The organism is Pseudomonas huaxiensis, assembly GCF_003231275.1.
GTDB lineage: Bacteria > Pseudomonadota > Gammaproteobacteria > Pseudomonadales > Pseudomonadaceae > Aquipseudomonas > Aquipseudomonas huaxiensis.
This window is the reverse complement of record NZ_QKVL01000002.1, coordinates 26,070-52,165: the sequence shown is the minus strand read 5'-3', so window position 1 is coordinate 52,165 and position 26,096 is coordinate 26,070. Positions and strand designations below refer to the sequence as shown.

Here is a 26,096-nt window from a genome sequence, read left to right as displayed (position 1 = left end):
TGTAACACGGAAGGAGGCCGGCGACCGGGGTCGCCGGCAAACACGGGATCAGAACCGGCTGGTGACGCTCAAACCGACGGTGCGCGGGTCGCCGTAGGTGATGACGTATTGCCCTGCGGTGCCGTTGGGCCGGCCATGGACCTGGTAGCGGCGGTCGGTAAGGTTGTTGACGAAGCCGGTGACGCTTAGTTTTTCGTCACCGCTGAGCCAGGTCAGGCGACTGTTGACCAGGGTGTAGTGCGGCTGATTGAGCGGTTCATCGGCGCTGCTCTGGCGGTCGGCGAGGAAGTATTCCTTGTCGCGGTAGCTGACATCGCCACCGGCCACCAGCTTGCCGGGGATATCCAGCGGCAGGGTGTAGTCGGCGCCCAGCGAGACCACGTGGCGCGGCGAACGGACGAAGCTGTTGCCGCTGTAGTCGGCAGTGACGGCGCCGGTGGTGGGGTTGCTGTTCTTGAAGTCGGTGTATTCGGTGTCGAGGAACGACAGCGCCGCGCGCAGGTGCAGGCGATCGGTGGGCTGACCCTCGATCTCCAGTTCCGCGCCCTTGACCTTGCCCTTGGCGCCGTTGGTCAGCGCGGTGGTAAGGATGCCGTTGTTGACCGTCAGCAGGTTGACCTGGATGTCCTGGTAGTCGTAGTAGAAGACGTTGGCGTTGACCGTCAGGCGGCGGTCGAACCACTCCGATTTCAGGCCCAGTTCGTAGGCGTCCAGTTCTTCCGGGTCCACCGTGGTCAACTGCGCGAGGCTAGTGGACAGGCCGGTGTTGAAGCCACCGGAGCGGAAACCGTGGGCGTAGCGGAAGAACACCCGCAGGTTATCGTTGATGCGGTATTCCGGGGTCAGGTCGTAAGTCCAGGCGTCCCAGCGTTTCTCTTCTTCCTGGTTGCCGTTGCTGCCGGCGGCGGTCAGCGGGATCAGCGGGCCGTTGGCGGTGGCGCGGGTCAGCTGGGTCAGGTTGAGGTCGATGTCCTTTTTCTCGGTGGTCCAGCGCAGGCCACCGGTGACCGTGAGGTTGTCGGTGAAGTCGTAGGCCAGATTGCCGAACAGCGCATAGCTGTCGGTGCGGTGGTCGTAGTTCAGGTCGCGGAAACCGACGGCGCCGCCGGTCTGGTTGGAGCCGGTGCCATTGGGCGTCGGGCCGGGGATCACGCGGCGCACGGCGCTGCTGTCGAGGGTTTCGTGGAAGTAGTGGGTGCCGAGCATCCAGCGCAGGGTTTCCTGCTGCGGCGAAGCCAGGCGGAACTCCTGCGAGTACTGGTCGTAGCGGTTGTCGCTGTCGGTGGCGCCGTTCACCTCGTAGGGGGTGTAGTCGGCGTCGGTGAGGGACTGGTTGCGCAGGTAATCGTAGGCCGTGATCGAGGTCAGGGTGTAGTCACCGAGGTTCCAGTTCAGGGTCAGCGAAGTGCCGCTGTGGTCGAGTTTGTAGTCCTCGTCGGTGTTGAGCTCGATGCGCCGGCCTTCGGGGCGTTGATAGCCGACGTTGTAGTACCGCCCCAGCGGCAGCGAGCCGCTGCTGCCGTCGCCCTTGAACTCGCGGCTGTGGATTTTCAGCAGCGCTTCCAGGTCATCAGTCACCTTGGCGAGGAACTGCACGCGCACGGCCTTCTTGTTGACGTCGCCGTAGGTCTGGTCGTTGGTCAGGTTGTGGGTGAAACCGTCGCGCTCCTCGGAATACAGCGACACCCGGCCGGCCAGGCGGTCTTCCACCAGCGTGCCGCCGATGGCGCCGTTGAGGATGCGTTCGTTCTTGCTGCCGAAGCCGATGGTTCCGTAGCCGTCGGTGTCGAAAGTGGGTTTCTTCGAGATCACATTGACCGCGCCGGCCGTGGTGTTCTTGCCGTACAAGGTGCCTTGCGGACCACGCAGGATCTCGATGCGCTCCAGGTCGAACAGCGGACCGCCACCGGCCACCGGTGCATTGAGGTAGACGTCGTCAGCGTAGATGCCGACCGGGTAAACCGTGGCTGCGCCGGTGTCGCCGGTGCCCAGGCCGCGGATGTACCAGCGCGGACGGCCGTCACCGTCAGGGTTCTTCGCCGAAGCGTTGGGAATGAAGGTGGTGATGTCGCCCATGGCGCGCACGCCGTCGGCGACGATGTTGCTGCCCTGGACCGCCGAGACCGCTACCGGCACTTCCTGGAGGGTTTCCTCGCGGTGCTGGGCGGTGACCGTGACGGCCTTGAGTGACGTAGTGGTGGTGTCGTCGTCGGCGTGAGCGAACTGGCCGGCCAGCAACAGGCTGAGGCCGATGCCTTTAGTGATTGGATTGATCTGGAACATGCTGCTTCTCCCCGAGCGTTGCAGATACAGGGATAGAGCAGGGTTTGTGCCAGTTTTGTAAGGTGTTGATTTAAATCAATAAAACGTTGTTTTTCGGCGATGACTGCTAGTTGGGCAGCAGGCGGCTGTGGAATGGCTGCTGCTCCAGCAGCAGCCATCAGGGCCTGATCGCTGCGATCAGGCCCGATAGGGCACGCGGGAACCTCAGCCCTCGCGTTTCACCACCAGCGTCAGAATGTCGTAACTCGCCACCAGCTCACCCAACTGGTTGGTCACCTCCACATCCCATGCCACCACCCCTTGCGCAATGCCCTGCGGGCTCTTCTTGCCCTGGTCGATCTTGCGCTTGCAGGTCAGGCGCGCCTGGATGGTGTCGCCGATGCCTACCGGGTTGATGAAGCGCAGGTTGTCCAGGCCGTAGTTGGCCAGCACCGGGCCGGGCGCGGGGCTGACGAACAGGCCGGCGGCGGCCGACAGCACGAAGTAGCCGTGGGCGATGCGCTTGCCGAACTGCGATTCGCGGGCGGCGATTTCGTCGAAGTGCATATAGAAGTGGTCGCCCGACAGGCAACCGAAGTTCACCAGGTCAGCCTCGGTGACGGTGCGGCGGTGGGTCAGCAGCGACTCGCCGATGCGCAGGTCTTCGAAGTGGCGGCGGAACGGGTGTACGTCGGTTTCGATCACTTCGGCACCGCGCACGTATTCGCCGGTCACCGCCATCAGCATGCTCGGCGAGCCCTGGATCGCGGCGCGTTGCAGGTAGTGCTTGACCGCCCGCAGGCCGCCCAGCTCTTCGCCACCGCCGGCACGGCCGGGGCCGCCGTGCTTGAGTTGCGGCAAGGGCGAACCATGACCGGTGGATTCGCTAGCAGCTTCGCTGTCCAGCACCAGCAGCCGGCCATGCCAGGCCGCTGCTACTGGAATCGCCTTGGCCGCCACGGCACGGTCAGCGGTGACCAGGCTCGCCACCAGGCTGCCTTTGCCGCGGGCGGCAAGGTCGAGGGCTTCGTCGAGGTCGTTGTAGGCCATCAGGGTGCTGACCGGGCCGAACGCCTCGATATCGTGGGCGCCGCCTTCGGCATGGGCATCCCGGGCCAGCAGCAGGGTCGGGGCGAAGAACGCACCGTTGGCCACGCCTTCGCCGCGCGGCTCGAAACCGTCCCGCGCGCCGAACAGCAGGTCGCAGCTTTGCAGCAGTTGTTCGACCCGCTCGCCGACGTCGGCCTGCTGATCGTGGGACGCCAGGGCGCCCATGCGCACGCCCTCCACCGACGGATCACCCACTACCACCTTGCTCAGGCGCTCGCGCAGGCGAGTGGCCACGGCATCCAGGTGTTTTGCCGGGACGATGGCGCGACGGATGGCCGTGCATTTCTGCCCGGCCTTGGTGGTCATCTCGCGCACCACTTCCTTGATATAGAGATCGAACTCTTCGCTGTCCGGCGTCACGTCCGGGCCGAGGATGGCGCAGTTCAGGGAGTCGGCCTCGGCGGTGAAGGGCACGGAATGACGGATCAGGTTGGGGTTGACGCGCAGCTTAGCCGCGGTATCGGCCGAGCCGGTGAAGGTCACCACGTCCTGGCCGTCGAGGCGGTCGAGCAGGTCGCCGGTGCTGCCGATCACCAATTGCAGGGCGCCTTGTGGCAGCAGGCCGGATTCATCCATCAGGCGCACCACGGCTTCGGTCAGGTAGCTGGTGGCGGTGGCCGGCTTGATGATGCACGGCATGCCGGCGAGGAAGGTCGGCGCGAACTTCTCCAGCATCCCCCAGATCGGGAAGTTGAAGGCGTTGATGTGCACCGCCACGCCGGTGCGCGGCACCAGGATATGGCTGCCGGCGAAGCGGCCCTGTTTGCCCAGCGGGATCGCCGGGCCTTCATGCACGAGGTTGCCCGACGGCAGTTCGCGGGCGCCGATGCCGGCATAGGAGAACAGCGTGGCGTTGCCGCCTTCGATGTCGATCCAGCTGTCGGCGCGGGTCGCGCCGCTGTGGTGGGACAGGGCGTAGAGCTGTTCCTTGCGCTCGGCCAGGTACAGCGCCAGTGCCTTGAGGCGCTGGGCGCGTTGCTGGAAATCCAGGCCCAGCAGCGCCACGCGACCGCGCCGGCGGGCGTGTTCGACGGCTTCGGCGAAGTCCGGGCGCTCTTCGTGGGCATGGGCCAGGACGTGACCGTCCAGGGCGCTGCGCAGGGATTGCGCGCCGTGCTCGCCGATCCAGCGGCCGGCGATGAAGCTTTGCAAGGTTGGGGCAGCAGGCATGGTGTGTCCTCCGATTCTTTTAAGGCGGCGCTGTTACCACAGCGCCAGGGTGTAGCCGACGATCAGGCGGTTCTCGTCCAGGGCATTGGTCAGGCCGTTGCCGGAACGGAAGGTGACGTTGCGCCAGCGCAGGCTGACGTTTTTCAGCGGGCCGCTCTGGATCACGTAGGCAAGGTCGGTGTCGCGCTCGCGCTCACGGCCGTTGTCGATGGACGCGGTCTTGGCATGGCGGCCGTCGGTATAGCGGGTCATGAAGGTCAGGCCGGGGATGCCAAGGGCGGCGAAGTCGTAGTCGTAGCGCGCCTGCCAGGAATCCAGTCCGGCGCGGGTGAACGTGTTGTAGGTGACCAGGTTGACGGTGTACGGATCGCCGCCATTGAGGAACGGGAAGGCGCTGTCACCGGACATCTGCTGGAAGGTGCCGCTGAACTTATGGGCACCGACCGCCAGGGTGAACATGCTGTTGAAGTTGCGGTTGTCGATGCGCCCGGCGCGTTCGGCGCCGTCGCCGCGGCTGTCGAAGTAACGCAGGTCGCTGCGCAGGCTCACGCCTTCGCCCAGCGGCAGGGTGTGGACCAGGCCTACGAACTGCTGGCGGTAGATCTCTTCCAGCTTGGCGTAGTAGTAGGTCACTGCCAGTTGCGGGTTGAAGGCGTAGGTGCCACCGCCGAAGTCGAAGTGGTCGCTGGTGGCGGCGCCGTAGCCGATGTCGTCATTGCTCGACGAGTCGCGCAGGTTGGCCTTGGTCAGGCGGCCGCCATTAAGGGTCAGGCCGTCCAGCTCCTGGCTGGTCAGCAGGCCGCCGCGGAAGGTCGAGGCCAGCAGGCGGGTGTCGTTGTAGGTCACCACCGGCAGCAGCGGCTGCAGGGTGCCGAGGCGCAGCACGCTTTTCGACAGGCGCACCTTGGCGGTCAAGCCCAGCTCGCTGTAGTCGTCCGCCGGCTCCAGGCTGTTGCGCCCGTAAGGCAGCAAGCCGGTGCCACGGCGGTCAGGACTGGAATCGAGCTTGATGCCCAGTTGACCCATGGCATCGACACCGAAGCCCAGCGTGCCGTCGGTAAAGCCCGACTCCAGCTTGGCGGTGAAGCCCTGGGCCCATTCCTCGGCCTTGGATTGCGGCGCGTTGTCCTGACGGAAGTCGCGATTGATGTAGTGATTGCGCAGCTCGATTTTCGCGTGGCTGTCTTCGACGAAGCCGGCCATGGCCTGGGTGCAGGCGAAGGGCAGGGCGATGCCGGCCAGAAGGCGAACAGGGTTCATTGTTGTTATTCCCGAGTCGTGTTCTTGTTGAATGAGTGCTTGTGAATCAGTGTTTGCTGGCGCCGGCGGCGCCGATACCGGTCATGGAGCGGATGAACTGCGCCAGGTAGCGGCCGCGTTCTTCGCTGGCCTGGGCCGAGCGGTCGGTGACCGAGAACACCCAGGCACTGAGGAAGGCTGCGCTCATGGAGAACAGCGCCGGGTTGCTGTAGGGGAACAGCGCCTTGTCGTGATGCAGCACGTTGACCCACACCACCGGGCTCAACACCAGCAGGATCACGGCCGAAAGCAGGCCCGCCAGGCTGCCGGCAACGGCGCCACGGGTGGTCAGGCCTTTCCAGAACATCGACAGGAACAGCACCGGGAAGTTGACCGAGGCCGCGATCGCCAGCACCAGCCCGGACAGGAAGGCAATATTCTGCGATTCGAACATCAGCCCGAGGATGATCGCCAGTACGCCGATCACCAGGGTGGCGACGCGAGAGACGCGGATTTCTTCCTGTTCGGTCGCCTTGCCCTTGCGGATTACGCAGGCGTACAAGTCATGGGACACCGCCGAGGCGCCGGACAGCGCCAGACCGGCGACCACCGCGAGGATGGTGGCGAAGGCCACGGCCGAGATGAAGCCGAGGAACAGGTTGCCGCCTACGGCTTGCGCCAGGTGCACAGCGATCATGTTGCCACCGCCGATGATTGCGCCGCTGGCGTCGCGGTAGGCCGGTTCAGTACCGACCATGACGATGGCGCCGAAGCCGATCACGATCAGCAGCAGATAGAAGTAGCCGATGAAACCCGTGGCGTAGAACACCGATTTGCGTGCTTCCTTGGCGTCGCTGACGGTGAAGAAACGCATCAGGATATGCGGCAGGCCGGCGGTGCCGAACATCATGCCCACGGCCAGGGAAATGGCATCCACCGGGTTCGACAGCAAGCCGCCCGGCGCCATGATCGCCGCGCCCTTGGCGTGTACAGCGGTGGCGCTGGCGAACATCGCTTCGGTGCTGAAACCGAAATGCTTGAGCACCATGAACGCCATGAACGTGGTGCCGGACAGCAGCATCACCGCCTTGATGATCTGCACCCAGGTGGTGGCCAGCATGCCGCCGAAGGTCACGTAGAACACCATCAGCACGCCCACCAGCATCACCGCGTACAGGTAGCTGATGCCGAACAGCAGCTCGATCAGCTTGCCGGCTCCGACCATCTGCGCCACCAGGTACAGCAGCGCCACGGTCAGGGTGCCGAAGGCCGAGGTCAGGCGCACTGGGGTCTGCGACAGGCGATAGGAGACCACGTCGGCGAAGGTGTACTTGCCCAGGTTGCGCAGGCGCTCGGCAATCAGGAACAGGATGATCGGCCAGCCGGCGAGCACGCCGAGGGCGTAGAGCAGGCCGTCATAGCCGTTGAGGAACATCATCGCCGAGATGCCGAGGAAGGACGCGGCGCTGATCATGTCGCCGGCAATCGCCAGACCGTTCTGCATCCCGGTCAGGCCGCCGCCGGCGGTGTAGAAATCACTGGCCGAGCGGGTGCGCAGGGCGGCCCAGCGGGTCACGCCGAGGGTGAAGACGACGAACAGCAGGAACATGCCGATGGCGGTCCAGTTCATTGCGCGCACTCCTGCTTGACCTTGTCATTGAGCGGATCGAGGACGTTGTTGGCGCGATACACGTAGATACCGGTCAGGGCGAAGGACAGCAGCACGATCAGCACGCCCACCAGCATGCCCACCGTGGTCACGCCGCCACTGAGGGACTGGCCCAGGGTGCTGGGAGAAAAGGCCACGAGCAGGACGAAGCCGTAGTAGATCACCAGCATGGCGGCGGTCAGCGTGCCGTTGAGCCGGCGCTTGCGCCGGACCAGTTGCTGGAAGTCGGGGTTGTTGCTTATGGATTCGATATGACTGGGGGTCATGGGTGGGCGCTCTCTTGATCTTGTTGTAGTTGTTGTGTTGTGGGAGCGGGTTTACCCGCGATGGGCCGCGAAGCGGACCCTGGGTATTTCCGGTGAAACTGTATTGCCTGGTTCTGGGGCCGCGTGCGGCCCTTCGCGAGCAAGCTCGCTCCTACCGAATGCGCGTTTTGCTTTTGTAGGAGCAAGCTTGTCGGGCGCCGAACCGTCGCGAGATTCAGAGCTGATCGAAATCGAGCACCACGCGCTCGCTCACCGGGTAGCTCTGGCACGACAGCACATACCCGGCCGCCACTTCGTAGTCTTCCAGGGCATGGTTGCTGTCCATTTCCACTTCGCCTTCGATCACCTTGCACTTGCAGGTGGAACACACCCCGGCCTTGCACGAGTACGGCAGTTCGGCGCCGATGGCGTTGCCGGCGTCGAGCACGCTCACGGTGTTGCGCGGCAGGTCGAAGGAGAGGGCGCGACCGTCGCTGATCACGGTGATCTGGCTCAGTGCCGAGTCCACTTGCCGCGCGGCTTCGCGGGCCTGGCGGCGCTCGCTGTTGCCGGCGCTGGCGAACAGTTCGAAGTGGATGCGCTCGGCCGCCATGCCCTTGGCTTTCAGGGCATCGCGCACGGTCTCGGTCATTTCCTGCGGGCCGCAGATGAACGCGGCGTCGAGCTTGGGCACGTCGAGCCAGCGGCTGAACAGTTGCTCGCATTTGTCGGCGTCGATACGGCCGTTGTAGAGGTCAATGTCCTGCTGTTCGCGGCTGAACACGAAGATCAGATTCAGGCGCTGCAGGTAGCGGTTCTTGAGGTCTTCCAACTGTTCGCGAAACAGTGCCGCCGAGCTTGCGCGGTTGCCGTAGAGCAGGGTTACGCGGCTGTTCGGCTCTGCTTCCAGGGTGCTCTTGACGATGGACAGGACCGGGGTGATGCCGCTGCCCGCCGCTACGGCGAGGTAATGGCCGTGGCGGGTCGGGTCGAGAGCGACGTGGAAGCTGCCGGACGGCGGCATCACTTCCAGTACGTCACCGGCCGCCAGGGCTTCGTTGGCGAAGGCGGAGAACCGCCCGCCGCTGACTTTCTTCACCGCCACCCGCAGTTCGTCATCGTTGATGCCGGTGCAGATCGAGTACGAGCGGCGCACTTCTTCGTCGTCCAGCCGGGTGCGCAGCACCAGGTACTGGCCCTGGGTGAAGCGGAAGGTTTCGCGCAGGTCGTGCGGCACGTCGAACAGGATCGACACGGCGTCACGGGTTTCGCTGCGGACTTGCTTGACGGTCAGGCTATGGAACTGGCTCATGGAATTCTCCATCAGGCGCGCTTGGCCGCGCCTAGATGCACTTGAAGTAGTCAAAGGGCTCGCGGCAGTCGCAGCAGCGGTACAGCGCTTTGCAGGCGGTGGAACCGAACTGGCTGAGCAGCTCGGTGTGCACGCTGCCGCACTGCGGACAGGCGATCACGTCGGTCTCGCCCAGCAGGCTGCGCTTGTTGCTGCTGCCGACCGGCGCGGCGATGCCGTAGGCGCGCAGACGTTCACGCCCGCTGGCGCTGATCCAGTCAGTGGTCCAGGCCGGGCTCAGTTGCCGGCTCAGCCGCGGCGCGGCGAAACCGGCCTGTTCCAGGGCGTCGCGGATGTCCTGCTCGATCACCTCGGTGGCCGGGCAGCCCGAGTAGGTCGGGGTCACCGTCACATGCAGGTGCCCTTCGGCCCAGTCCAGATCGCGGACGATGCCCAGGTCGACCACGCTGACCACCGGCACTTCCGGGTCCATGACCTGCTCCAGCACCGTCCAGGCCTGCTGCAGGTCGTCGACCCGGGGCGCGCGGGCGCCGCGGTCGCTGGCGATCAGCTCACCAGGTCGCATCGGGATAGGCTCGCGGCAGGAATTGCATTTCCGCCAGCAGCAAACCCAGGTGCTCGCTGTGCACGCCCTGGCGACCGCTGAGATAGAAGTGGCTGGCCGGTTGCGGCACCGGCAGGCTGGCGCGGTCGAAGGTGGCTTCGACCTGTTGCTGCCAGTCCAGCGCTACCTGCTCCGGGTTACCGATCACGCCGGCCTGGAACAGGCGCTGCTCGACGGCATCGGCCTCCACCAACTCGACCGTGAAGCGCCACACCTGGGGCAGGGCAGTGAGCATGCGCTGGCGGCTTTCCTCGGTGCCATCGCCCAGCCGCTCGACCCATTCGCCGGAGCGGCGCAGGTGATAGGTGACTTCCTTCAGCGCCTTGGCGGCGACGCCCTGCACGCGTTCGTCAGTGGAGCGGCACAGGCCTTGAAGCACCGCGTAATGCCAGGCGTCGTAGAAGAACTGCTTGAGGATGGTCACCGCGTAATCGCCGTTGGGTTGCTCCACCAGCAGCAGGTTGCGGTAGGCGCGTTCGTCGCGGCGGAACACCAGGTGGTCAGCGTCGCGGCCGTCATCCGCAAGCTCAGCGGCGTATTCCAGCCAGTTGCGCGCCTGGCCGACCAGGTCGAGGCCGACGTTCATCAGCGCCAGTTCTTCTTCCAGCGCCGGGGCGCGGCCGCACCACTGGCACAGGCGCTGGGCCTGGACCATGGCGCTGTCGCCCAGGCGCAGCAGGTACTGGATCAGGTCCTGGTTCATCACATGTGCCCCACTTCAGCGGGCAGCTCGTAGAAGCTGGCGTGGCGGTAGATCTTGTCTTCGGACGGGGCGAACAGCGGGTCTTTCTCGTCCGGCGACGAGGCGGTGATCAGGGCCGAGGGCACCACCCACAGGCTCACGCCTTCATTGCGGCGGGTGTACAGCTCGCGGGCGTTCTCGATGGCCATTACCGCGTCGGCGGCGTGCACGCTGCCGACATGCTTGTGGTTGAGGCCGTGCTTGCTGCGCACGAAGACTTCGAAAAGGGTCCATTCGGACATGGCGGGATCTCCTGTCAGGCGGCGGTCAGGCGGCGTTCTTGTTGTGTTTTTTACGAGCGTGGGCGACCGCGGCTGCGCGAACCCAGGCACCGTCTTCGATGGCCTGGCGGCGGGTGGCGACGCGCTCCTGGTTGCACGGGCCGTTGCCCTTGAGCACTTCGTAGAATTCGTCCCACTGGATCTGGCCGAAGTCATAGTGGCCCCGCTCGGCGTTCCACTTCAGGTCCGGGTCCGGGGCGGTGCAGCCGAGCAGTTCCAGTTGCGGCACGGTCTGGTCGACGAAACGCTGGCGCAGCTCGTCGTTGCTCTGGCGCTTGATTTTCCAGGCCATGGACTGGGCGCTGTTGGGCGAGTGTTCGTCGCTGGGGCCGAACATCATCAGCGAGGGCCACCAGAGGCGGTTGATCGCATCCTGGACCATGTCCTTCTGCGCCTGGGTGCCCTCGCGCATCATGGTCAGCAGCAGTTCATAGCCTTGGCGCTGGTGGAAGCTCTCTTCCTTGCAGATGCGGATCATCGCCCGCGAATAAGGGCCGTAGCTGGTGCGCTGGAGCACCACCTGATTGACGATGGCGGCGCCATCCACCAGCCAACCCACCGCGCCGATATCGGCCCAGCTCAGGGTCGGGTAGTTGAAAATGCTCGAATACTTGGCTTTTCCACTGTTCAGTTTATCGATTTCTGTATCGCGATCGGCGCCCAAGGTTTCCATGGCGCTGTACAGGTACAAACCGTGGCCGGCTTCGTCCTGAATCTTCGCCATCAGTTGCAGTTTGCGCTTGAGGCTCGGGGCGCGGGTGACCCAGTTGCCTTCCGGCAACATGCCGACGATTTCGGAGTGGGCGTGTTGGGAAATCTGCCGGATCAGCGTCTGGCGGTAGGCGTCCGGCATCCAGTTCTTGGCTTCGATCTTGATCTCGGCGTCGATGCGTTCCTGGAAGTTGCGTTCCTGCTCGGACATCTCTTCGAGCGTCTTCAGGCGCTTGACGCCGGTTTCGACCAATTGTGCATACATGAGGGGTCTCCCGCCTTTTTGTCGTGGGGGCTTTGGGGCGTGAGACAGTTATAAGTGATACAAAACCAAATATCAAACAGAAAAAATCGTGTCGTAATTGTTTTTTGTATCGCATCGCGGCGTTGATGACGAACGGCGGCAGGGTTGCGCTATGTACCAAAAGTAACCTACCTTTGGTATGTCGATAATTCATCGCAATTTCCCGGAGAAACCCATGCAAAACGCCCTGATCGTTGTTGCGCATCCCGACACCGAATCCCTGACCCACCGCGTCGCCGCCGAACTGGCCTACGGCGTTGCTGAACAGCATGGGTTCGAGCTCGCCGACCTCAGCGCCGAAGGTTTCGATCCGCGCTACAACACCGAGGATCTCGACCTGTTTCGCAACCAGACGGCCGTGCCTGCGGATGTCCTTGCCGAACAGGCGCGAATCAACCGGGCCGATGCGCTGGTGCTGGTGTACCCGGTGTATTGGTGGTCGTTCCCGGCGCTGCTCAAGGGCTGGATCGACCGCGTGTTCACCAGCGGCTGGGCCTACGATCAGGCCGAGCAGGGGCTGTTGCAGCGTTTGCCGGTGCACCTGGTGGCGATTGCCGGCGCCGGCCCGCGTACCTACGACAAGCACGGCTATTCGGTGGCTATGAATACCCAGATCGAACACGGGATCTTTGGCTATTGCGGCGCGCGGGTGGCATCCTCGACGCTTTTGACCCAGATGGATGAGCGTTTTCCCGAAGGGCATTTCGAGACGGTGCGGCGTATTGGTCGTGAACTGTTCAGTCACAGGAGTTGAAGCATGAGCGACACCCGCAAGCGCCTGACCCGCGAGCAGCGCCTGGAGCAGTTGCTCGACGTTTCCCGGCAACTGATCGCCGCCGAGGGCACCGATGCCCTGAGCCTGGGCCGATTGGCCGAGGCTGCGGGGATCACCAAGCCGACGGTGTATGACCATTTCGGCACGCGGGAAGGGTTGCTGACCGCGCTGTACCGGGATTTTGAAACGCGGCAGAACCTGCTGATCGACGCGGCCATGGCGGCGGGTGACGCCAGCCTGGCCGGTAAGGCGCGGGCGATTGCCGACAGTTACGTCGACTGCGTGCTGGCCGAGGGGCGCGAGATTCCCGGAGTGCTGGCGGCGCTGGAAGGTTCGCCGGAACTGGCGCGGTTGAAGCGCGAGTGTCAGCTTGAATTTCTCGGCAAGTGCCGGACGGTGCTCGGGCCGTTTGCCGGGGCGCTTTCTACGGCGGGGCTATGGGGAATGCTGGGCGCGGCGGATGCGTTGTCCGGGGCGGCGGTGGCCGGGGAAATTGACCATGGGCAGGCGCGGGGGGAGTTGTTTGCGGTGATTGTCAGTCTGGTGGACAGAAGCTGAGGTTATCACTGGTTAGTGAGGGCCCTATCGCTGGCAAGCCAGCTCCCACAGGGTCTGCATGGAGCGCTGTGGGAGCCGGCTTGCCGGCGATGAGGCTCAGCCTTCAACTCGCCTGCTTGCGCTTGTCATACACATGACACGCCTTGCCTTCCGAGCGCTTGATCGAATACGCCGGCTGCAACACGATCCGTGAGCTGATGCCGATATGGGTCTTGATATGCCGGCTCAGCTCCGAGCACACCTCTTTCTGCTGCGCATCGCCCAGATGCTGGTGCTCACCGCGCAATTCAACATGGATATCGATGCTGTCCAGGTTGCCATTGCGGTACAGGTGAATCTCGTAGCACTCGGATAGCTGTTTGACTTTCAGCACCTGCTCCTCGACCTGGGTCGGGAACACGTTGACCCCGCGGATGATCAGCATGTCGTCGCTGCGGCCGGTGATCTTGTCGATGCGCCGCATGGGCCGCGCGGTGCCCGGCAGCAGGCGGGTCAGGTCGCGGGTGCGGTAGCGCACCATCGGCAGCGCTTCCTTGCTCAGGGTGGTGAACACCAATTCCCCCAATTCGCCGTCCGGCAGCACTTCGCCGGTGACCGGGTCAATGATCTCGGGGTAGAAGTGGTCTTCCCAGACGGTCGGCCCGTCGCGGCTTTCAGCGCATTCCATGGCGACACCCGGCCCCATGATTTCCGACAGGCCATAAATATCCAGCGCGGTGATGCCCAGGCGCGCTTCGATCGATGCGCGCAGTTCCGGCGTCCACGGCTCGGCGCCGAAGATGCCCAGGCGCAGCGCCAGCTTGTGCGGGTCGATGCCCTGGCGTTCGATTTCGTCGGCCAGGTTGAGCATGTATGACGGGGTGACCATGATGATGTCGGGCTGGAAGTCGCGGATCAGTTGCACCTGTTTCTCGGTCTGGCCGCCGGACATCGGGATCACCGTGCAGCCCAGGCGTTCGGCGCCGTAGTGGGCGCCGAGGCCGCCGGTAAACAGGCCGTAGCCATAGGAAATGTGTACCTTGTCGCCCTTGCGCCCGCCCGCAGCGCGGATCGAGCGGGCCACCAGGTCGGCCCAGTTGTCGATGTCTTTCTGGGTGTAGCCAACCACCGTCGGTTTGCCGGTGGTGCCGCTGGAGGCGTGCAGGCGGACGATGTCGTGTTGCGGCACGGCGAACATGCCGAACGGGTAGTTGTCGCGCAGGTCGTTCTTCACCGTGAACGGGAAGCGCGCGAGGTCATCGAGGCTGTTCAGGTCGGAAGGATGAATGCCCAGTTCGTCGAAGCGCTGCCGGTACATCGGCACGTTCTGGTACGCGTGCTCCAGGCTCCAGCGCAGGCGCTGCAACTGGTGGGCGCGCAGTTCGTCGACACTGGCGGTTTCCATCGGGTCAAGCACGGAGGCGGGGGAAAGCTGCATGTTCATGGGTTCACTCTAATGTTGTTGTTGTCTGCGGCCGGCACGTCGGCCCGAGTGCATGACGCCAAGCATAACCCGGCGCCATGGAGCGTTCAGTGTTCAGTCGTCGAGGCGTTCGATGATCATCGCCAGCCCCTGGCCGACGCCGATGCACAAGGTGCACAGGGCGTAGCGGCCATTGCGTTGTTCCAGTTCGGTGAGGGCGGTGGTGACCAGCCGCGCGCCGCTCATGCCCAGTGGATGACCCAGGGCGATGGCGCCGCCGTTGGGGTTGACCCGTGGATCGTCGTCGCCCACGCCGAGTTCCCGCAGCACCGCCAGGCCCTGTGCGGCAAAGGCTTCGTTGAGTTCGATCACGTCCATGTCAGCCAGGGCCAGGCCGGCCAGTTCCAACACCTTGCGGGTCGCCGGCACCGGACCGATGCCCATGATCCGCGGCTCGACTCCGGCGCTGGCCATTGCCACCACCCGGCCCCGGGCTTTCAGGCCGTAGCGGCGGGCGACTTCGCGGCTGGCAAGCAGCACGGCGCAGGCGCCGTCATTCACGCCCGAGGCGTTGCCGGCGGTGATGCTGCCGCCTTCGCGGAACGGCGTGCCGAGGCGTTGCAACTGTTCCAGGGTGGTGTCGGCGCGCGGGTGCTCGTCATGCTCCACCAGTTTTGGCGGACCTTTGCGCTGCGGCACCGGCACTGGGACGATTTCCAGTCCGAGGCGGCCGCTGGTCTGGGCCGCGCCGGCGCGCTGCTGGCTGCGCAGGGCGAAGGCGTCCTGGTCGGCGCGGCTGATATTGAACTGTGCGGCAACGTTCTCGGCGGTCTCCGGCATGCTGTCGATGCCGTACTGCTGCTGCATCAGCGGGTTGACGAAGCGCCAGCCGATGGTGGTGTCGAAGAGTTCAGCCTGGCGCGAAAACGCCTGCTCGGCCTTGCCCATCACCAGTGGCGCGCGGGACATCGATTCGACACCGCCGGCCAGCACTAGCCCGGCTTCGTTGCAGCGGATCGCCCGCGCCGCAGCGCCAACCGCTTCCAGGCCGGAGGCGCAGAGGCGGTTGAGGGTCACGCCGGGCACGCTGATCGGCAGGCCGGCCAGCAGCGACGACATGCGCGCGACGTTGCGGTTGTCTTCGCCGGCCTGGTTGGCGCAGCCGTAGAACACATCGTCCACCTGGCTCCAGTCCACCTGCGGATGGCGTTGCATCAGGGCGCGCAGCGGCACGGCGCCGAGGTCGTCGGCGCGCACGCCGCTCAAGGCTCCGGCGTAGCGCCCGATGGGGGTGCGTACGGCATCGATGATCAGGGCGTCATTCATGTCAGGGTCTCCGGTTCGAGTACGCTGCCGCGTATCTGGTAGGACTTGCCGCGAAACAGCGCGATCAACTTGCCGTGCTGGTTCTCGATGCGGACGTCATAAGTGCCGGTGCGTTTGCCGCGGTTCAGTTCAGTGCAGTCGGCGGTCAGGGTGTCATCGAGGAGCGCCGGGGCGATGTACTCGATGCTGCAACCCTGGGCCACGGTGGCGTCGTTGTGGCTGTTGCAGGCGAAAGCGAACGCCGAATCGGCAAGGGCGAACAGAAACCCGCCGTGGCAGGTGCCGTGGCCTTGCAACATGTCGGCGCGCACGCTCATGCCGACCCGCGCCGTGCCCGGGCCGCTGGCCAGCAGGCGCATGCCCAGGCCCTGGCTGGCGGCATCGCGGTCGAACAGGGCCTGGGCGCAACGGCTGGCCAGATCCAGACGGTCATTCATGAAAGCGTGCTCCTTCGGCCAGTTGCCGACGCAGTTGCAGGGACGGGCGATAGCGTTCTTCGCCATAGGCGGCTTGCAGGTGATCGAGCACGGTCACCAGGGTGTCGGCGCCGAGCTGGTCGGCCCAGGCCAGGGGACCGCGGGGGTAATTGACTCCGGCGCGCATCGCCAGGTCGATGTCCGCCGCCGAGGCCACGCCTTGCAGCAGGGCGTCGGTGGCTTCGTTGGCGAGCATGGCGACGGTGCGCAGCACGCACAGCGCCGGGCTGTCGCGCAGCGGGGTGACGGCGATGCCGGCGGCGTTCAGCAGCGCGACCACCTGATCCACGGCCTTGGGCGAGGTGCCGTTGGCCCAACTGATACCCACACGGGAGCAGCGGCGGTAATCCAGGGCCAGGTCAAGCAGCACCAGTTCGGTCAGGCCGTCATCGGCGGCGCGCTGGCTGGCCAGGCGTCCGTCGCTCAGGGCCAGGCTGGCGTCGCCGACCCGCAACAGACCGCGCCCGGCACGGCGGCTGATGCTCACGCCCTGTTCGGCCAGACGCTCCAGCAATGGCTGCAGCAGCCCGGCTTCGCCTTCGACGATCACGGCCGGCACTTGTGCCGGGCTGTCGAGGCTGGCGGCGGATGGGCGCACGGCGCCTTCGCGGTAGTCATAGAAGCCGCGACCGCTCTTGCGTCCGTAGTGGCCGGCGTCCACCAGTTCTTTCTGAATCTGTGACGGCTGGAAGCGCATGTCCTGGTAATAGGCGTCGAAGACCGAGCAGGTCACCGCGTAATTGACGTCGTGGCCGATCAGGTCGGTGAGTTCGAAGGCGCCCATGGCAAAGCCGCCGGCCTCGCGCAAAAGCGCGTCGAGGCTGGCGCAATCGGCGGCACCTTCTTGCAGCAAGCGCAAGCTTTCGGCATAGAACGGCCGGGCCACGCGGTTGACGATAAAGCCGGGGGTGGAGCGCGCCAGCACCGGCTGCTTGCCCCACGCCAGGGCAGTGGCGAGCACGCGTGCGGCGACATTCGGGTCGGTGGCCAGTCCATTGATCACTTCCACCAGGGCCATGACCGGCGCCGGGTTGAAGAAGTGCATGCCGACCAGCCGCTCGGGCCGCCGCATGCCGGCGCCGAGGCGGGTGATGGAAATCGACGAGGTGTTGCTGGCGAGGATGCAGTCCGGGGCGCAGAGGGACTCCAGTTGCTGCAGCAATGCTTGCTTGACCTCCAGGTTCTCGACGATGGCCTCGATCACCAGGCCAGCATCGGCCAGTCGCTCCAGGCTGTCTGCCGGTACCAGCGCGGCAAGGCAGGCGTCGCGGGCGCTGGCGGCCAATTTACCGTTGTCGACTCGCTTCGCCAGTTGCCGGGCGATGCCGTCGATGGCCTGGGCGGCGGCGCCGGGGCGGTTGTCGTAGAGCCAGACCCGATGCCCGGCGCTGGCGGCCACCTGGGCGATGCCAGCGCCCATGGCGCCGGCGCCGATCACCGCGACGGGCACGTTACTGTTCAGTGCGCTCATCGACTCAGTACCCCTTGAATTGCGGCGTGCGTTTGTCCATGAAGGCGGCGACGCCTTCGCGGTAGTCCTCGCTGCGTCCGGCCAGGCGTTGCAGGTCGCGCTCCAGCGTCAGTTGCTGCTCGAAGCTGTTGTCCAGGCTGGCGTGCAGGCTGCGCTTGATCAGGCCCAGGCCGTAGGTCGGCTGGGTGGCGAGCTGGCGGGCGAGGGCGATGGCCTGGTCGCGCAGTTCGGCGTCATCGACCACCCGATAGATCAGCCCCCATTCCAGCGCCTGCTCGGCGCTCAGGCGCTCGCCGAGCAGCGTCAGCGCCTTGGCCCGGGCCATGCCGACCAGCCGTGGCAACGCCCAGGTGCCGGCGGAGTCGGGAATCAGGCCGATCTTGCAAAACGCCTGGATAAAGCTGGCCGAGCGCGCCGCCAGGACCAGATCGCAGGCCAGCGGGATATTGGCCCCGGCGCCAGCGGCAACGCCGTTCACCGCGCAGATCACCGGGATTGGCAGCTCGCGCAGGGTGCGGATCAGCGGGTTGTAGAAGCGTTCGATGGACAGGCCGAGATCGGGCATTTCCGCGCCGGGGGCGACGTTGCGGTCACTGAGGTCTTGCCCAGCACAGAAGCCGCGGCCTTCGGCGGTCAGCAGCAGAACGCGGACGTCGCCGTTGTTCTGCACGGTCTTCAGCGCCTCGCGCACTTCCTGGTGCATCAGCGTGTTGAAGCTGTTCAGTTGCTCGGGGCGGTTGAGGCTCAGGGTGGCGACCCCGGCTTCGATGGAAAACAGGATGTGCTGGTAGCTCATGACGGGTCCTCTTAGCAGCCTTTGAATTGGGCCGGGCGTTTTTCCTGGAAGGCGCGGATGCCTTCGTTGCGGTCGGCGGTGCCGGCGAGCAGGGTGAAGGCGTGGCGTTCGAAGCGCAGGCCGCTGGCGAGGTCAAGGTCCTGGGCCTTGAGCACGGCTTCCTTGGCCAGGCGCACCGCCAGCGGCGCTTTGGCGGCAATGCGCTGGGCGATCTGCAGGGCGCGTTCGACGGTCAGTTCGGGTGGGGTGATTTCGCTGACCAGCCCGGCATCGAGGGCGCGGCGGGCGCTGATGGGTTCGCCAGCGAGGACCATCTGCATCGCCAGCGACTTGCCCACCGCCCGCAGCAGACGCTGGGTGCCACCGGCGCCGGGCATGATGCCGAGGTTGATTTCCGGCTGGCCGAACTGGGCGTCGTCGCCGGCAATCAGGATGTCGGCGTGCATCGCCAGTTCGCAGCCACCGCCCAGGGCATAGCCGTTGACCGCGGCGATCAGGGGTTTGGGGAAGCGGGTGATTTGTTGCCAATAGGCCTGGCGCGGGTCGTCGAGCATGCCGACCAGATCGCGCTCGGCCATTTCGTTGAGGTCAGCACCGGCAGCGAAGGCCTTGCGGCTGCCGGTGATGACCACGGCGCGGACCTCGGGGTCGTCGGCGCAGCGTTGCAGTTCGTCCGCCAGCTCGCCCAGCAGTTCGGTGGTCAGGGCATTCAGTGCATGTGGACGATGCAGGGTGATCAGGCGTGTGGCCTGATGCGCCTGCACCACAAGGGTGTTCGGCATCACGACTTCCTCGCAAGGCTCGCCGGACTCACAGGTCGGCGTTTTATTGTTGGACGGGCTCGATGGCCGTTTCGCCAAAGTATAGGCATAATGCGATACAGAAAAACAATATTGATAATTAAAAATGTGTCCAATGGCGGATTGTAATGCTCAAGAAGCTCCGTTATTCCTAAGCAAACCTTGTGTTAAGGGTTTTCATGAAATTGCCTGTTGCGTATCGTTTTCGAGGAGAAATGGCATGACTTGTTACAGCATCGACGGCCTGACCCCGGTGGTTCACCCCACGGCGTACGTGCACCCGTCGGCGGTATTGATCGGTGATGTGATCATTGGGCCGAACTGCTATGTCGGCCCGCTGGCTGCGCTGCGTGGCGACTTCGGACGGATCGTCCTGGAGGAGGGCGCCAACCTGCAGGACACCTGCGTCATGCACGGCTTTCCGGCCAGTGACACGGTGGTCGAGCGCAACGGCCATGTCGGCCACGGCGCGGTGTTGCACGGCTGCCGGGTGGGCGAGGATGCGTTGATCGGGATGAACGCAGTGGTACTCGACAACGCCCACATCGCGCCGCGCTGTATCGTTTCGGCGGGCGCGCTGGTCAAGGCAGGGTTCCATTGCGAGGAACAATCGCTGGTGCTGGGCTCGCCGGCAAAAGTGACACGGCGCCTGAGCGACGACGAAGTGGCCTGGAAACAGACCGGCACCCGCGCCTATCAGCAACTGACCCGGCGCTGCCTTGAAAGCCTGCGCGAGTGCGAGCCCCTGAGCGAGATGGAGGCCGGTCGCGGCCGCTACCGCGACGACGCCGTGCGCCCGAAATTGCCGGGCGGCGCCTGAACCGCCGGCGCGCCGCGAGCATGGTCATGCTGCGGGCGCGCGGGTATATTCCTTCCTTTTCTGACCGGAACGCTTATGTCGTCCCTCACGCCACTCGACCACCTGATCGACCGCTTCCAGCAACAGACACCGGTTCGCGCCAGTTCCCTGATCGTCACCCTTTATGGCGATGCCATCGAGCCCCGTGGCGGGACGGTGTGGCTGGGCAGCCTGATCCGGTTGCTCGAACCCATGGGTATCAACGAGCGGCTGATTCGCACCTCGATCTTTCGCCTGACCAAGGAAAACTGGCTGACCGCCGAGAAGGTCGGCCGGCGCAGCTACTACAGCCTCACCGGCACGGGGCGGCGGCGTTTCGAGAAAGCCTTCAAGCGTGTCTATGCGGCCAATCCACCGGCGTGGGACGGTTCGTGGTGCCTGGCGATCCTGACCCAGTTGCCCCAGGACAAACGCAAGGAAGTCCGCGAGGAACTGGAATGGCAGGGCTTCGGCGCCATCTCTCCCGGCGTGCTGGGTTGCCCGCGGTGCGAGCGTGCGGATGTCAATGCCACCCTGGTGGACCTCGGCGCCCAGGAAGACACCATCCTCTTCGAAACCACTGCCCAGGACGTGCTGGCCTCCAAGGCGCTGCGCATGCAGGTGCGCGAAAGCTGGAAGATCGACGAACTGGCGGCGCACTACAGCGAGTTCATTCAGTTGTTCCGGCCGTTGTGGCAGAGCCTCAAGGAACAGGACACCCTCGACCCGAAAGCCTGCTTCCTGGCCCGGGTGCTGCTGATTCATGAATACCGCAAGCTGCTGCTGCGCGACCCGCAACTGCCGGACGAGTTGCTGCCGGGTGACTGGGAAGGCCGCGCGGCGCGGCAGTTGTGCCGCAATATCTACCGGTTGATCCACGCTGCGGCCGAGCAGTGGCTGGAGGCGGCGATGGAGACTGCGGACGGGCCGTTGCCCGAGGCGGGGGAGGGTTTTTACAGGCGGTTTGGTGGGTTGACCTGATAAAAATGCCAGTTGTGTCGTTTAAGGATCAAGGGGCTTACTGAACTCCTTCCGAAGAGGGACTTCACCATGGCCAAACCTTCCCTGTCACAACTGAAGTCCTGGCTGGCCAGCGGGTCAAGAGGCCTGGGCTGGGAAATGATCGTCGCCTATGACCGGGACATGATCAACGAACTGCTGCAACAGCAGTACATCCACCGGTTCAGCCAAGACGACTTTGTGCCGGCGATTTCTCAAAGCATCGACCTGACCTACTCCACCGAGCATATGCAAGACATCAGGCTCAGGGCGCCGGTGGCTTCAGTTGAAAGTGATTCGCTACGCTTGAGCATGGACTGCATCAGCGGAATGATCATCACCGAGGTAACGATTGCGGGGGTAGTGCCCCATGTCGGCAAGATCCGCAACCTGTTGCCTGTTGGAGGGCCTCAACTGACGTTGGGCGTGCCGTTGACGCAGTTGAGTGGGCAGGTGAGCGACGGTCGAAAAATTGTCCTGGATATCAGCAAGGGGACAGAATTCTCGGCCAACTTCGTGCTCGACACACTGGATCAACGAGCCATTGGTCAGCGTTTCAAAGAAGCGTTTCAGAAGCTGCCTGAGCGGTTGCGGGTTTATGAGTTGGGCCGGCTCGACGATGTTTTACCCGTGCCGAAAAAGATTGCCGCACGCGTCATGCCCGTCCCCGGAACGCGAGATGGCGCGCTCACCAGCAGTGGCGGCGCACTAGTGATCTTCATACGTCACAACAAAGGCTCCGACGGTGCCTACCCTGGTCCGGACTTCATGTACCCGATTCCAGAGCACACCGCGTTCAGGCGGTATACAGCGACGATCATGTATTTCGGTGGCAATGCACAGGTATTTGGCGACGAGGCCGTCGAAGACACACTTTCTTCACCCCTGAATGTCATCTCTTTTGGTGACTACCATCAGTTTGTCATGCACGACAATAGCTCCGGTTCCGCACCAGGGCTGCATCTGGCGGCTTACGGCAACGTTCAATTACCGAGCGATGTGTTTGACGTCATTCCGGCATTTCCAGTCATTTGGGCGGGGGCTTATTTCGGCTTTGACATGATGCCTTCGGGGGTTAACTGGGCATTCAAGTGGAGTGTGCGCGCAACGGAGCCGGGTAACAGTAACGTCGGCAGGATCGGCACCTCTGGTCACTACTTTCCACCAGAGCCCGCGTCAATGAAGAGAGACTGCGAGAACGTCACGGTATCGGCCAGTTGGAGCCTGCCAGGGCGGGAATTGCGCTCTTCCGCTCTGGTTTCCGTTTTGAAGCATCCCGTGGCTGTTTCACCGGGTTTTGAGGTTTGCAACGCCGGACAGAGCGTAGTCATGTCGGCGGCTATTCCTTCTACGCACGATTCGACGCTTTCCTGGCAGATTGTTTCCCCGAACATGGGTGGAACGCTCAAAACGGCAACCAATCGACTGAGCTCCACCTACCAGGCGGCCGCACCAAGTACACACAGGACGGCCATGTATCTGGAGAGGGTCCGCGTCAAAAGCACCTATTCCCATGCCCCGGAGGACGAACAGTTCGTCTCGATACTGGTCCTTAACATCGTCCCCTCGGTGCCGATGTTCATCAGCGCGCAGAGCAAGCCTGAAACCAACCGCGTTCAGCTTCAGGTTCTGCGCAAAGGCATTCCGGTCAATCTGGGCGAGATAGGCGACCGTTTACTCGAGCGAATGCTCATGCCTGCAACTTGTAACGTCACGGAGGACGGCATTTTTTCGGCAGCCGCTACGGCGAGCGGCTTTGCGATTTTGCACCTGATGGTGCTCGATGACTTTTCCGATCACCACGGCTTTATTGTCATCCCCCTGCCGTTATGGGCGCACGGCGATATCTTGCAGCGGGCGAATCTATCGATCCAGCAACACGCCATGGAGCGCGCAGCGGACTGAGCCGGCTCAATCCTCGCCTGTGGTAGTGCCCCCCCGACCGAGGGCACTACCCAGGTGGCTGTCAGCAGCTTTTTGAATCAATCGTTGACTTGGCAAAGGCACTTCGCTAGTTTCGCTGGCATGAAGAACCTCCAGCTCGTGCCGACCCACAGCATTATTACCGCCATTATCAGATTGGCGGGTTAGCTGGCACTTGCACCGAACCCGCCCTGGAGGCGGGTTTTTTCTCTCGACTCCTGGGCTCTTTGAAAAAACCAGGAGTTACCGATGACCAGCCTCACCGCATGCACCCGTACAGCCGTTGGCGCACCGAACCTGCTGGCGGACTATGTGCGCCGGATTCTTGCCGCGCCGGTGTACGACCTGGCCATTGAAACCCCGCTGCAACCGGCCCGCTCGCTCTCGGCGCAACTGGGTAATCAGGTGTTGCTCAAGCGCGAAGACCTGCAGCCGACCTTCTCCTTCAAAGTCCGTGGCGCCTACAACCGCCTCAGCCGCCTGACCCAGGACCAGCGTGATCGCGGCGTGATCACCGCGTCCGCCGGTAACCATGCCCAAGGGGTGGCGCTGGCGGCGCGTGAGCTGGGCATTGTCGCGACCATCGTGATGCCGGAAACCACCCCGGCGCTCAAGGTCGAGGGCGTGCGCTCCCGTGGCGGCAATGTGGTGCTACATGGCGATGCCTTCCCCCGTGCCCTGGCACACGCGCTGCAACTGGCGCAGAGCGAAGGCGCGACGTTCGTCCCACCCTTCGACGACCCGGACGTGATCGCCGGGCAGGGCACCGTGGCCATGGAAATCCTTCGCCAACAGCAAGGTCCGTTGGATGCGATCTTCGTTCCGGTCGGAGGTGGCGGCTTGATCGCCGGCATCGCCGCGTACGTCAAATACCTGCGGCCCGAGGTCAAGGTCATCGGCGTCGAGCCGCACGACTCCAACTGCCTGCAGGCGGCCCTCGCGGCCGGCGAGCGGGTGGTGTTGCCGCAGGTCGGCACCTTTGCCGACGGTGTGGCGGTTGCGCAGATCGGCGCCCATTGCTTTGATATCTGCCGGCATTATGTGGACGAAGTGATCACCGTCAGCAGTGACGAGCTGTGCGCGGCAATCAAGGACATCTACGACGACACCCGTTCCATCACCGAGCCGTCCGGCGCGTTGGCGGTCGCCGGGATCAAGAAGTACGTGGCCGCCCGTGGCGTGCGCGGGCAGACCCTGGTGGCGATCGACTCCGGTGCCAACGTCAACTTCGACCGCCTGCGCCATGTCGCCGAACGGGCCGAGCTGGGCGAACAGCGTGAAGCGGTGATCGCCGTGACCATCCCCGAGCGCCCGGGCAGCTTCCGCGCTTTCTGCCAGGCCCTGGGCCGTCGGCAGATCACCGAGTTCAACTACCGCTACTACCCCGGCAAGGAAGCGCGGTTGTTTGTCGGCGTGCAAACCCACCCGCTGACCGATCCGCGTGATGCACTGCTGGCCAACCTGCGCGAGCAGGGCTACGAGGTGGTCGACCTGACCGATAACGAGCTGGCCAAGCTGCACATCCGCCATACCGTGGGCGGACACGCGGGGCCGGGGGCTGATGAGCGTGTGCTGCGCTTCGAATTCCCCGAGCGGCCGGGTGCGCTGCTGGGCTTCCTGGAAAGCCTCGGCAAACGCTGGAACATCAGCCTGTTCCATTACCGCAACCACGGCGCCGCCGAGGCGCGGGTGTTCGCCGCGCTGGAAGTGCCGGCCGAGGAACGCGACGGCCTGCCGGGCGCACTGGATGCCATGGGTTATCGCTATTGGGACGAGACCGATAATCCGGCGTACAGGCTGTTTCTTGGCTGAATTGCCGTAGATCAACACGTGCTGCCCATGACCGGTGGATGCTTGAAAGTACCGAGATAAAGCCACTGAGGGACAAAACCATGAGCAGCACGTTTTTCATTCCAGCCGTGAATATCATGGGCATCGGCTGCCTTGATGAAGCGATGACCGCCATTGCCGGCTACGGCTTTCGCAAGGCCTTGATCGTGACCGACGCGGGCCTGGCCAAGGCCGGCGTTGCCGAGAAGATCGTCGAGCAACTGGCGCTGCGCGATATCGACGCAGCGGTGTTCGACGGTGCCAAGCCAAACCCGAGCATCGCCAACGTCGAGCAGGGCCTGGCGCTGCTGCAACGGGAGAAATGCGACTTCGTGATTTCCCTGGGCGGCGGCTCGCCCCATGACTGCGCCAAGGGCATAGCGCTGTGCGCCACCAACGGTGGCAAGATCGCCGATTACGAGGGCGTCGACCGCTCGGCCAAGCCGCAACTGCCGCTGGTAGCGATCAACACCACCGCCGGCACCGCCAGCGAAATGACCCGGTTCTGCATCATCACCGACGAAGCGCGCCACGTGAAAATGGCCATCGTCGACCGCAACGTCACCCCGATTCTCTCGGTCAACGACCCGGCGCTGATGGTCGGCATGCCCAAGTCGCTGACTGCCGCTACCGGCATGGATGCGTTGACTCATGCGATCGAGGCCTATGTGTCGACTGCCGCGTCGCCGATTACCGATGCCTGTGCGTTGAAGGCGATCGAACTGATCAGCGCCAACCTGCGCCAGGCCGTGGCGGACGGCACCAACATGCAGGCGCGGGAGAGCATGGCTTATGCCCAGTTCCTCGCCGGCATGGCCTTCAACAACGCGTCGCTGGGTTATGTGCACGCGATGGCGCATCAGTTGGGCGGCTTCTATGACTTGCCTCACGGCGTGTGCAACGCGGTGCTGTTGCCGCATGTGCAGCGCTTCAACGCCCGGGTGGCTGCGGCGCGGCTGCGGGATGTGGCGGCGGCGCTGGGCGTGCCGGTGGGCGAACTGGATGCGGAGCAGGGCGCGGCTGCGGCGATTGCGGCGATCGAGCAGTTGAGCCGGGATATCGACATCCCGCCGGGATTGGCGGCGCTGGGGGCAAAGGTGGAAGACGTGCCGATCCTCGCGACCAATGCCCTGAAGGACGCTTGCGGCCTGACCAACCCACGGCCCGCGAGCCAGGCGGAGATCGAGGCGGTGTTCAAGGCGGCGTTTTGAGTCTGGGTTGAGGAAGATTTCATGGTGACCAGGCGCTAGCCG

General features: G+C 64.3%; 22 protein-coding genes and 1 pseudogene. 7 read left to right on the top strand and 16 right to left on the bottom strand.

Annotated elements, in window-relative coordinates:
• Window positions 1-48: 48 nt before the first annotated feature.
• The 10 genes and pseudogenes from DM374_RS03650 to paaA form a co-directional block, all read right to left on the bottom strand.
• Window positions 49-2,283 (bottom strand): TonB-dependent receptor, encoded by a 2,235-nt coding sequence (locus DM374_RS03650; protein ID WP_110968644.1) that lies wholly within the window; start codon window positions 2,281-2,283, stop codon window positions 49-51.
• Window positions 2,284-2,487: 204 nt separating this feature from the next.
• Window positions 2,488-4,542: a phenylacetic acid degradation bifunctional protein PaaZ gene (gene paaZ / locus DM374_RS03645; RefSeq protein ID WP_110968643.1), complete on the bottom strand. Its 2,055-nt coding sequence runs from the start codon at window positions 4,540-4,542 to the stop codon at window positions 2,488-2,490.
• Between the two features lie 33 nt (window positions 4,543-4,575).
• On the bottom strand, window positions 4,576-5,802 hold the full coding sequence (locus tag DM374_RS03640; protein WP_110968642.1) for an OprD family porin: 1,227 nt from the start codon (window positions 5,800-5,802) through the stop codon (window positions 4,576-4,578).
• Between the two features lie 46 nt (window positions 5,803-5,848).
• Window positions 5,849-7,417 (bottom strand): annotated as a pseudogene (locus DM374_RS03635) (cation acetate symporter); the annotation flags it as partial.
• Window positions 7,408-7,716 (bottom strand): DUF485 domain-containing protein, encoded by a 309-nt coding sequence (locus tag DM374_RS03630; RefSeq protein WP_110968640.1) that lies wholly within the window; start codon window positions 7,714-7,716, stop codon window positions 7,408-7,410. The pseudogene DM374_RS03635 and the gene DM374_RS03630, both read right to left, overlap by 10 nt.
• 214 nt (window positions 7,717-7,930) lie before the next feature.
• A complete protein-coding gene (gene paaE, locus DM374_RS03625; RefSeq protein ID WP_110968639.1) occupies window positions 7,931-9,007 on the bottom strand; it encodes a 1,2-phenylacetyl-CoA epoxidase subunit PaaE in 1,077 nt (358 codons plus the stop codon).
• Window positions 9,008-9,038: 31 nt separating this feature from the next.
• Entirely contained in the window at window positions 9,039-9,572 is a 534-nt protein-coding gene (paaD, locus tag DM374_RS03620; protein ID WP_110968638.1) for a 1,2-phenylacetyl-CoA epoxidase subunit PaaD, read from the bottom strand.
• On the bottom strand, window positions 9,559-10,314 hold the full coding sequence (gene paaC, locus DM374_RS03615) for a 1,2-phenylacetyl-CoA epoxidase subunit PaaC (protein WP_110968637.1): 756 nt from the start codon (window positions 10,312-10,314) through the stop codon (window positions 9,559-9,561). Before paaC ends, paaD begins: the two co-directional genes overlap by 14 nt.
• Window positions 10,314-10,595: a 1,2-phenylacetyl-CoA epoxidase subunit PaaB gene (gene paaB, locus DM374_RS03610; protein ID WP_095155061.1), complete on the bottom strand. Its 282-nt coding sequence runs from the start codon at window positions 10,593-10,595 to the stop codon at window positions 10,314-10,316. The genes paaC and paaB overlap by 1 nt, the downstream gene beginning before the upstream one ends.
• A 25-nt stretch (window positions 10,596-10,620) precedes the next feature.
• On the bottom strand, window positions 10,621-11,610 hold the full coding sequence (paaA, locus tag DM374_RS03605) for a 1,2-phenylacetyl-CoA epoxidase subunit PaaA (protein ID WP_110968636.1): 990 nt from the start codon (window positions 11,608-11,610) through the stop codon (window positions 10,621-10,623).
• A gap of 214 nt (window positions 11,611-11,824) precedes the next feature.
• Between paaA and DM374_RS03600 the strand changes: the two genes are divergently transcribed.
• Together DM374_RS03600 and DM374_RS03595 are read left to right on the top strand one after the other, a co-directional pair.
• Window positions 11,825-12,403: an NAD(P)H-dependent oxidoreductase gene (locus DM374_RS03600; protein WP_110968635.1), complete on the top strand. Its 579-nt coding sequence runs from the start codon at window positions 11,825-11,827 to the stop codon at window positions 12,401-12,403.
• Window positions 12,404-12,406: 3 nt separating this feature from the next.
• Window positions 12,407-12,982 (top strand): TetR/AcrR family transcriptional regulator, encoded by a 576-nt coding sequence (locus tag DM374_RS03595; protein ID WP_110968634.1) that lies wholly within the window; start codon window positions 12,407-12,409, stop codon window positions 12,980-12,982.
• 103 nt (window positions 12,983-13,085) lie between these two features.
• Here DM374_RS03595 and paaK read toward each other — a convergent pair whose 3' ends face one another.
• The 6 genes from paaK to paaF all read right to left on the bottom strand — a co-directional run bounded on the left by paaK (window position 13,086) and on the right by paaF (window position 19,235).
• Window positions 13,086-14,405, bottom strand: coding sequence for a phenylacetate--CoA ligase PaaK (gene paaK, locus DM374_RS03590; protein WP_110968633.1), 1,320 nt, complete (start codon window positions 14,403-14,405; stop codon window positions 13,086-13,088).
• A gap of 93 nt (window positions 14,406-14,498) precedes the next feature.
• Window positions 14,499-15,710 (bottom strand): 3-oxoadipyl-CoA thiolase, encoded by a 1,212-nt coding sequence (gene pcaF, locus DM374_RS03585; RefSeq protein ID WP_110968632.1) that lies wholly within the window; start codon window positions 15,708-15,710, stop codon window positions 14,499-14,501.
• On the bottom strand, window positions 15,707-16,147 hold the full coding sequence (gene paaI / locus DM374_RS03580; protein WP_110968631.1) for a hydroxyphenylacetyl-CoA thioesterase PaaI: 441 nt from the start codon (window positions 16,145-16,147) through the stop codon (window positions 15,707-15,709). The genes pcaF and paaI overlap by 4 nt, the downstream gene beginning before the upstream one ends.
• A complete protein-coding gene (gene paaH / locus DM374_RS03575; RefSeq protein WP_110968630.1) occupies window positions 16,140-17,657 on the bottom strand; it encodes a 3-hydroxyacyl-CoA dehydrogenase PaaH in 1,518 nt (505 codons plus the stop codon). Before paaH ends, paaI begins: the two co-directional genes overlap by 8 nt.
• 4 nt (window positions 17,658-17,661) lie before the next feature.
• On the bottom strand, window positions 17,662-18,453 hold the full coding sequence (paaG, locus tag DM374_RS03570; RefSeq protein ID WP_110968629.1) for a 2-(1,2-epoxy-1,2-dihydrophenyl)acetyl-CoA isomerase PaaG: 792 nt from the start codon (window positions 18,451-18,453) through the stop codon (window positions 17,662-17,664).
• Between the two features lie 11 nt (window positions 18,454-18,464).
• Complete coding sequence (paaF, locus tag DM374_RS03565) at window positions 18,465-19,235, bottom strand: 2,3-dehydroadipyl-CoA hydratase PaaF (RefSeq protein ID WP_110968628.1); 771 nt, start codon at window positions 19,233-19,235, stop codon at window positions 18,465-18,467.
• 238 nt (window positions 19,236-19,473) lie between these two features.
• On the opposite strand from paaF, the gene paaY reads away from it, so the two are divergent.
• The 5 genes from paaY (at window position 19,474) to yiaY (ending at window position 26,054) form a co-directional block, all read left to right on the top strand.
• Window positions 19,474-20,073 carry a phenylacetic acid degradation protein PaaY gene (paaY, locus tag DM374_RS03560; protein ID WP_110968627.1) on the top strand — a complete coding sequence of 200 codons (600 nt, stop codon included), beginning with the start codon at window positions 19,474-19,476 and terminating at the stop codon, window positions 20,071-20,073.
• Window positions 20,074-20,148: 75 nt separating this feature from the next.
• On the top strand, window positions 20,149-21,072 hold the full coding sequence (gene paaX, locus DM374_RS03555; RefSeq protein WP_110968626.1) for a phenylacetic acid degradation operon negative regulatory protein PaaX: 924 nt from the start codon (window positions 20,149-20,151) through the stop codon (window positions 21,070-21,072).
• A gap of 69 nt (window positions 21,073-21,141) precedes the next feature.
• Window positions 21,142-22,995 carry a hypothetical protein gene (locus DM374_RS03550; protein WP_110968625.1) on the top strand — a complete coding sequence of 618 codons (1,854 nt, stop codon included), beginning with the start codon at window positions 21,142-21,144 and terminating at the stop codon, window positions 22,993-22,995.
• A 267-nt stretch (window positions 22,996-23,262) separates the two neighbouring features.
• Complete coding sequence (gene ilvA / locus DM374_RS03545) at window positions 23,263-24,825, top strand: threonine ammonia-lyase, biosynthetic (RefSeq protein WP_110968624.1); 1,563 nt, start codon at window positions 23,263-23,265, stop codon at window positions 24,823-24,825.
• 80 nt (window positions 24,826-24,905) lie between these two features.
• On the top strand, window positions 24,906-26,054 hold the full coding sequence (gene yiaY / locus DM374_RS03540) for an L-threonine dehydrogenase (RefSeq protein WP_110968623.1): 1,149 nt from the start codon (window positions 24,906-24,908) through the stop codon (window positions 26,052-26,054).
• Window positions 26,055-26,096: the final 42 nt, after the last annotated feature.

Excerpts from the sequence above, each read along its gene's own strand:
- DM374_RS03650 (WP_110968644.1), bottom strand. The coding sequence starts at position 2,283 with ATGTTCCAGATCAATCCAATCACTAAAGGCATCGGCCTCAGCCTGTTG.
- paaZ (WP_110968643.1), bottom strand. The coding sequence starts at position 4,542 with ATGCCTGCTGCCCCAACCTTGCAAAGCTTCATCGCCGGCCGCTGGATC.
- DM374_RS03640 (WP_110968642.1), bottom strand. The coding sequence starts at position 5,802 with ATGAACCCTGTTCGCCTTCTGGCCGGCATCGCCCTGCCCTTCGCCTGC.
- DM374_RS03630 (WP_110968640.1), bottom strand. The coding sequence starts at position 7,716 with ATGACCCCCAGTCATATCGAATCCATAAGCAACAACCCCGACTTCCAG.
- paaE (WP_110968639.1), bottom strand. The coding sequence starts at position 9,007 with ATGAGCCAGTTCCATAGCCTGACCGTCAAGCAAGTCCGCAGCGAAACC.
- paaD (WP_110968638.1), bottom strand. The coding sequence starts at position 9,572 with ATGCGACCTGGTGAGCTGATCGCCAGCGACCGCGGCGCCCGCGCGCCC.
- paaC (WP_110968637.1), bottom strand. The coding sequence starts at position 10,314 with ATGAACCAGGACCTGATCCAGTACCTGCTGCGCCTGGGCGACAGCGCC.
- paaB (WP_095155061.1), bottom strand. The coding sequence starts at position 10,595 with ATGTCCGAATGGACCCTTTTCGAAGTCTTCGTGCGCAGCAAGCACGGC.
- paaA (WP_110968636.1), bottom strand. The coding sequence starts at position 11,610 with ATGTATGCACAATTGGTCGAAACCGGCGTCAAGCGCCTGAAGACGCTC.
- DM374_RS03600 (WP_110968635.1), top strand. The coding sequence starts at position 11,825 with ATGCAAAACGCCCTGATCGTTGTTGCGCATCCCGACACCGAATCCCTG.
- DM374_RS03595 (WP_110968634.1), top strand. The coding sequence starts at position 12,407 with ATGAGCGACACCCGCAAGCGCCTGACCCGCGAGCAGCGCCTGGAGCAG.
- paaK (WP_110968633.1), bottom strand. The coding sequence starts at position 14,405 with ATGAACATGCAGCTTTCCCCCGCCTCCGTGCTTGACCCGATGGAAACC.
- pcaF (WP_110968632.1), bottom strand. The coding sequence starts at position 15,710 with ATGAATGACGCCCTGATCATCGATGCCGTACGCACCCCCATCGGGCGC.
- paaI (WP_110968631.1), bottom strand. The coding sequence starts at position 16,147 with ATGAATGACCGTCTGGATCTGGCCAGCCGTTGCGCCCAGGCCCTGTTC.
- paaH (WP_110968630.1), bottom strand. The coding sequence starts at position 17,657 with ATGAGCGCACTGAACAGTAACGTGCCCGTCGCGGTGATCGGCGCCGGC.
- paaG (WP_110968629.1), bottom strand. The coding sequence starts at position 18,453 with ATGAGCTACCAGCACATCCTGTTTTCCATCGAAGCCGGGGTCGCCACC.
- paaF (WP_110968628.1), bottom strand. The coding sequence starts at position 19,235 with ATGCCGAACACCCTTGTGGTGCAGGCGCATCAGGCCACACGCCTGATC.
- paaY (WP_110968627.1), top strand. The coding sequence starts at position 19,474 with ATGACTTGTTACAGCATCGACGGCCTGACCCCGGTGGTTCACCCCACG.
- paaX (WP_110968626.1), top strand. The coding sequence starts at position 20,149 with ATGTCGTCCCTCACGCCACTCGACCACCTGATCGACCGCTTCCAGCAA.
- DM374_RS03550 (WP_110968625.1), top strand. The coding sequence starts at position 21,142 with ATGGCCAAACCTTCCCTGTCACAACTGAAGTCCTGGCTGGCCAGCGGG.
- ilvA (WP_110968624.1), top strand. The coding sequence starts at position 23,263 with ATGACCAGCCTCACCGCATGCACCCGTACAGCCGTTGGCGCACCGAAC.
- yiaY (WP_110968623.1), top strand. The coding sequence starts at position 24,906 with ATGAGCAGCACGTTTTTCATTCCAGCCGTGAATATCATGGGCATCGGC.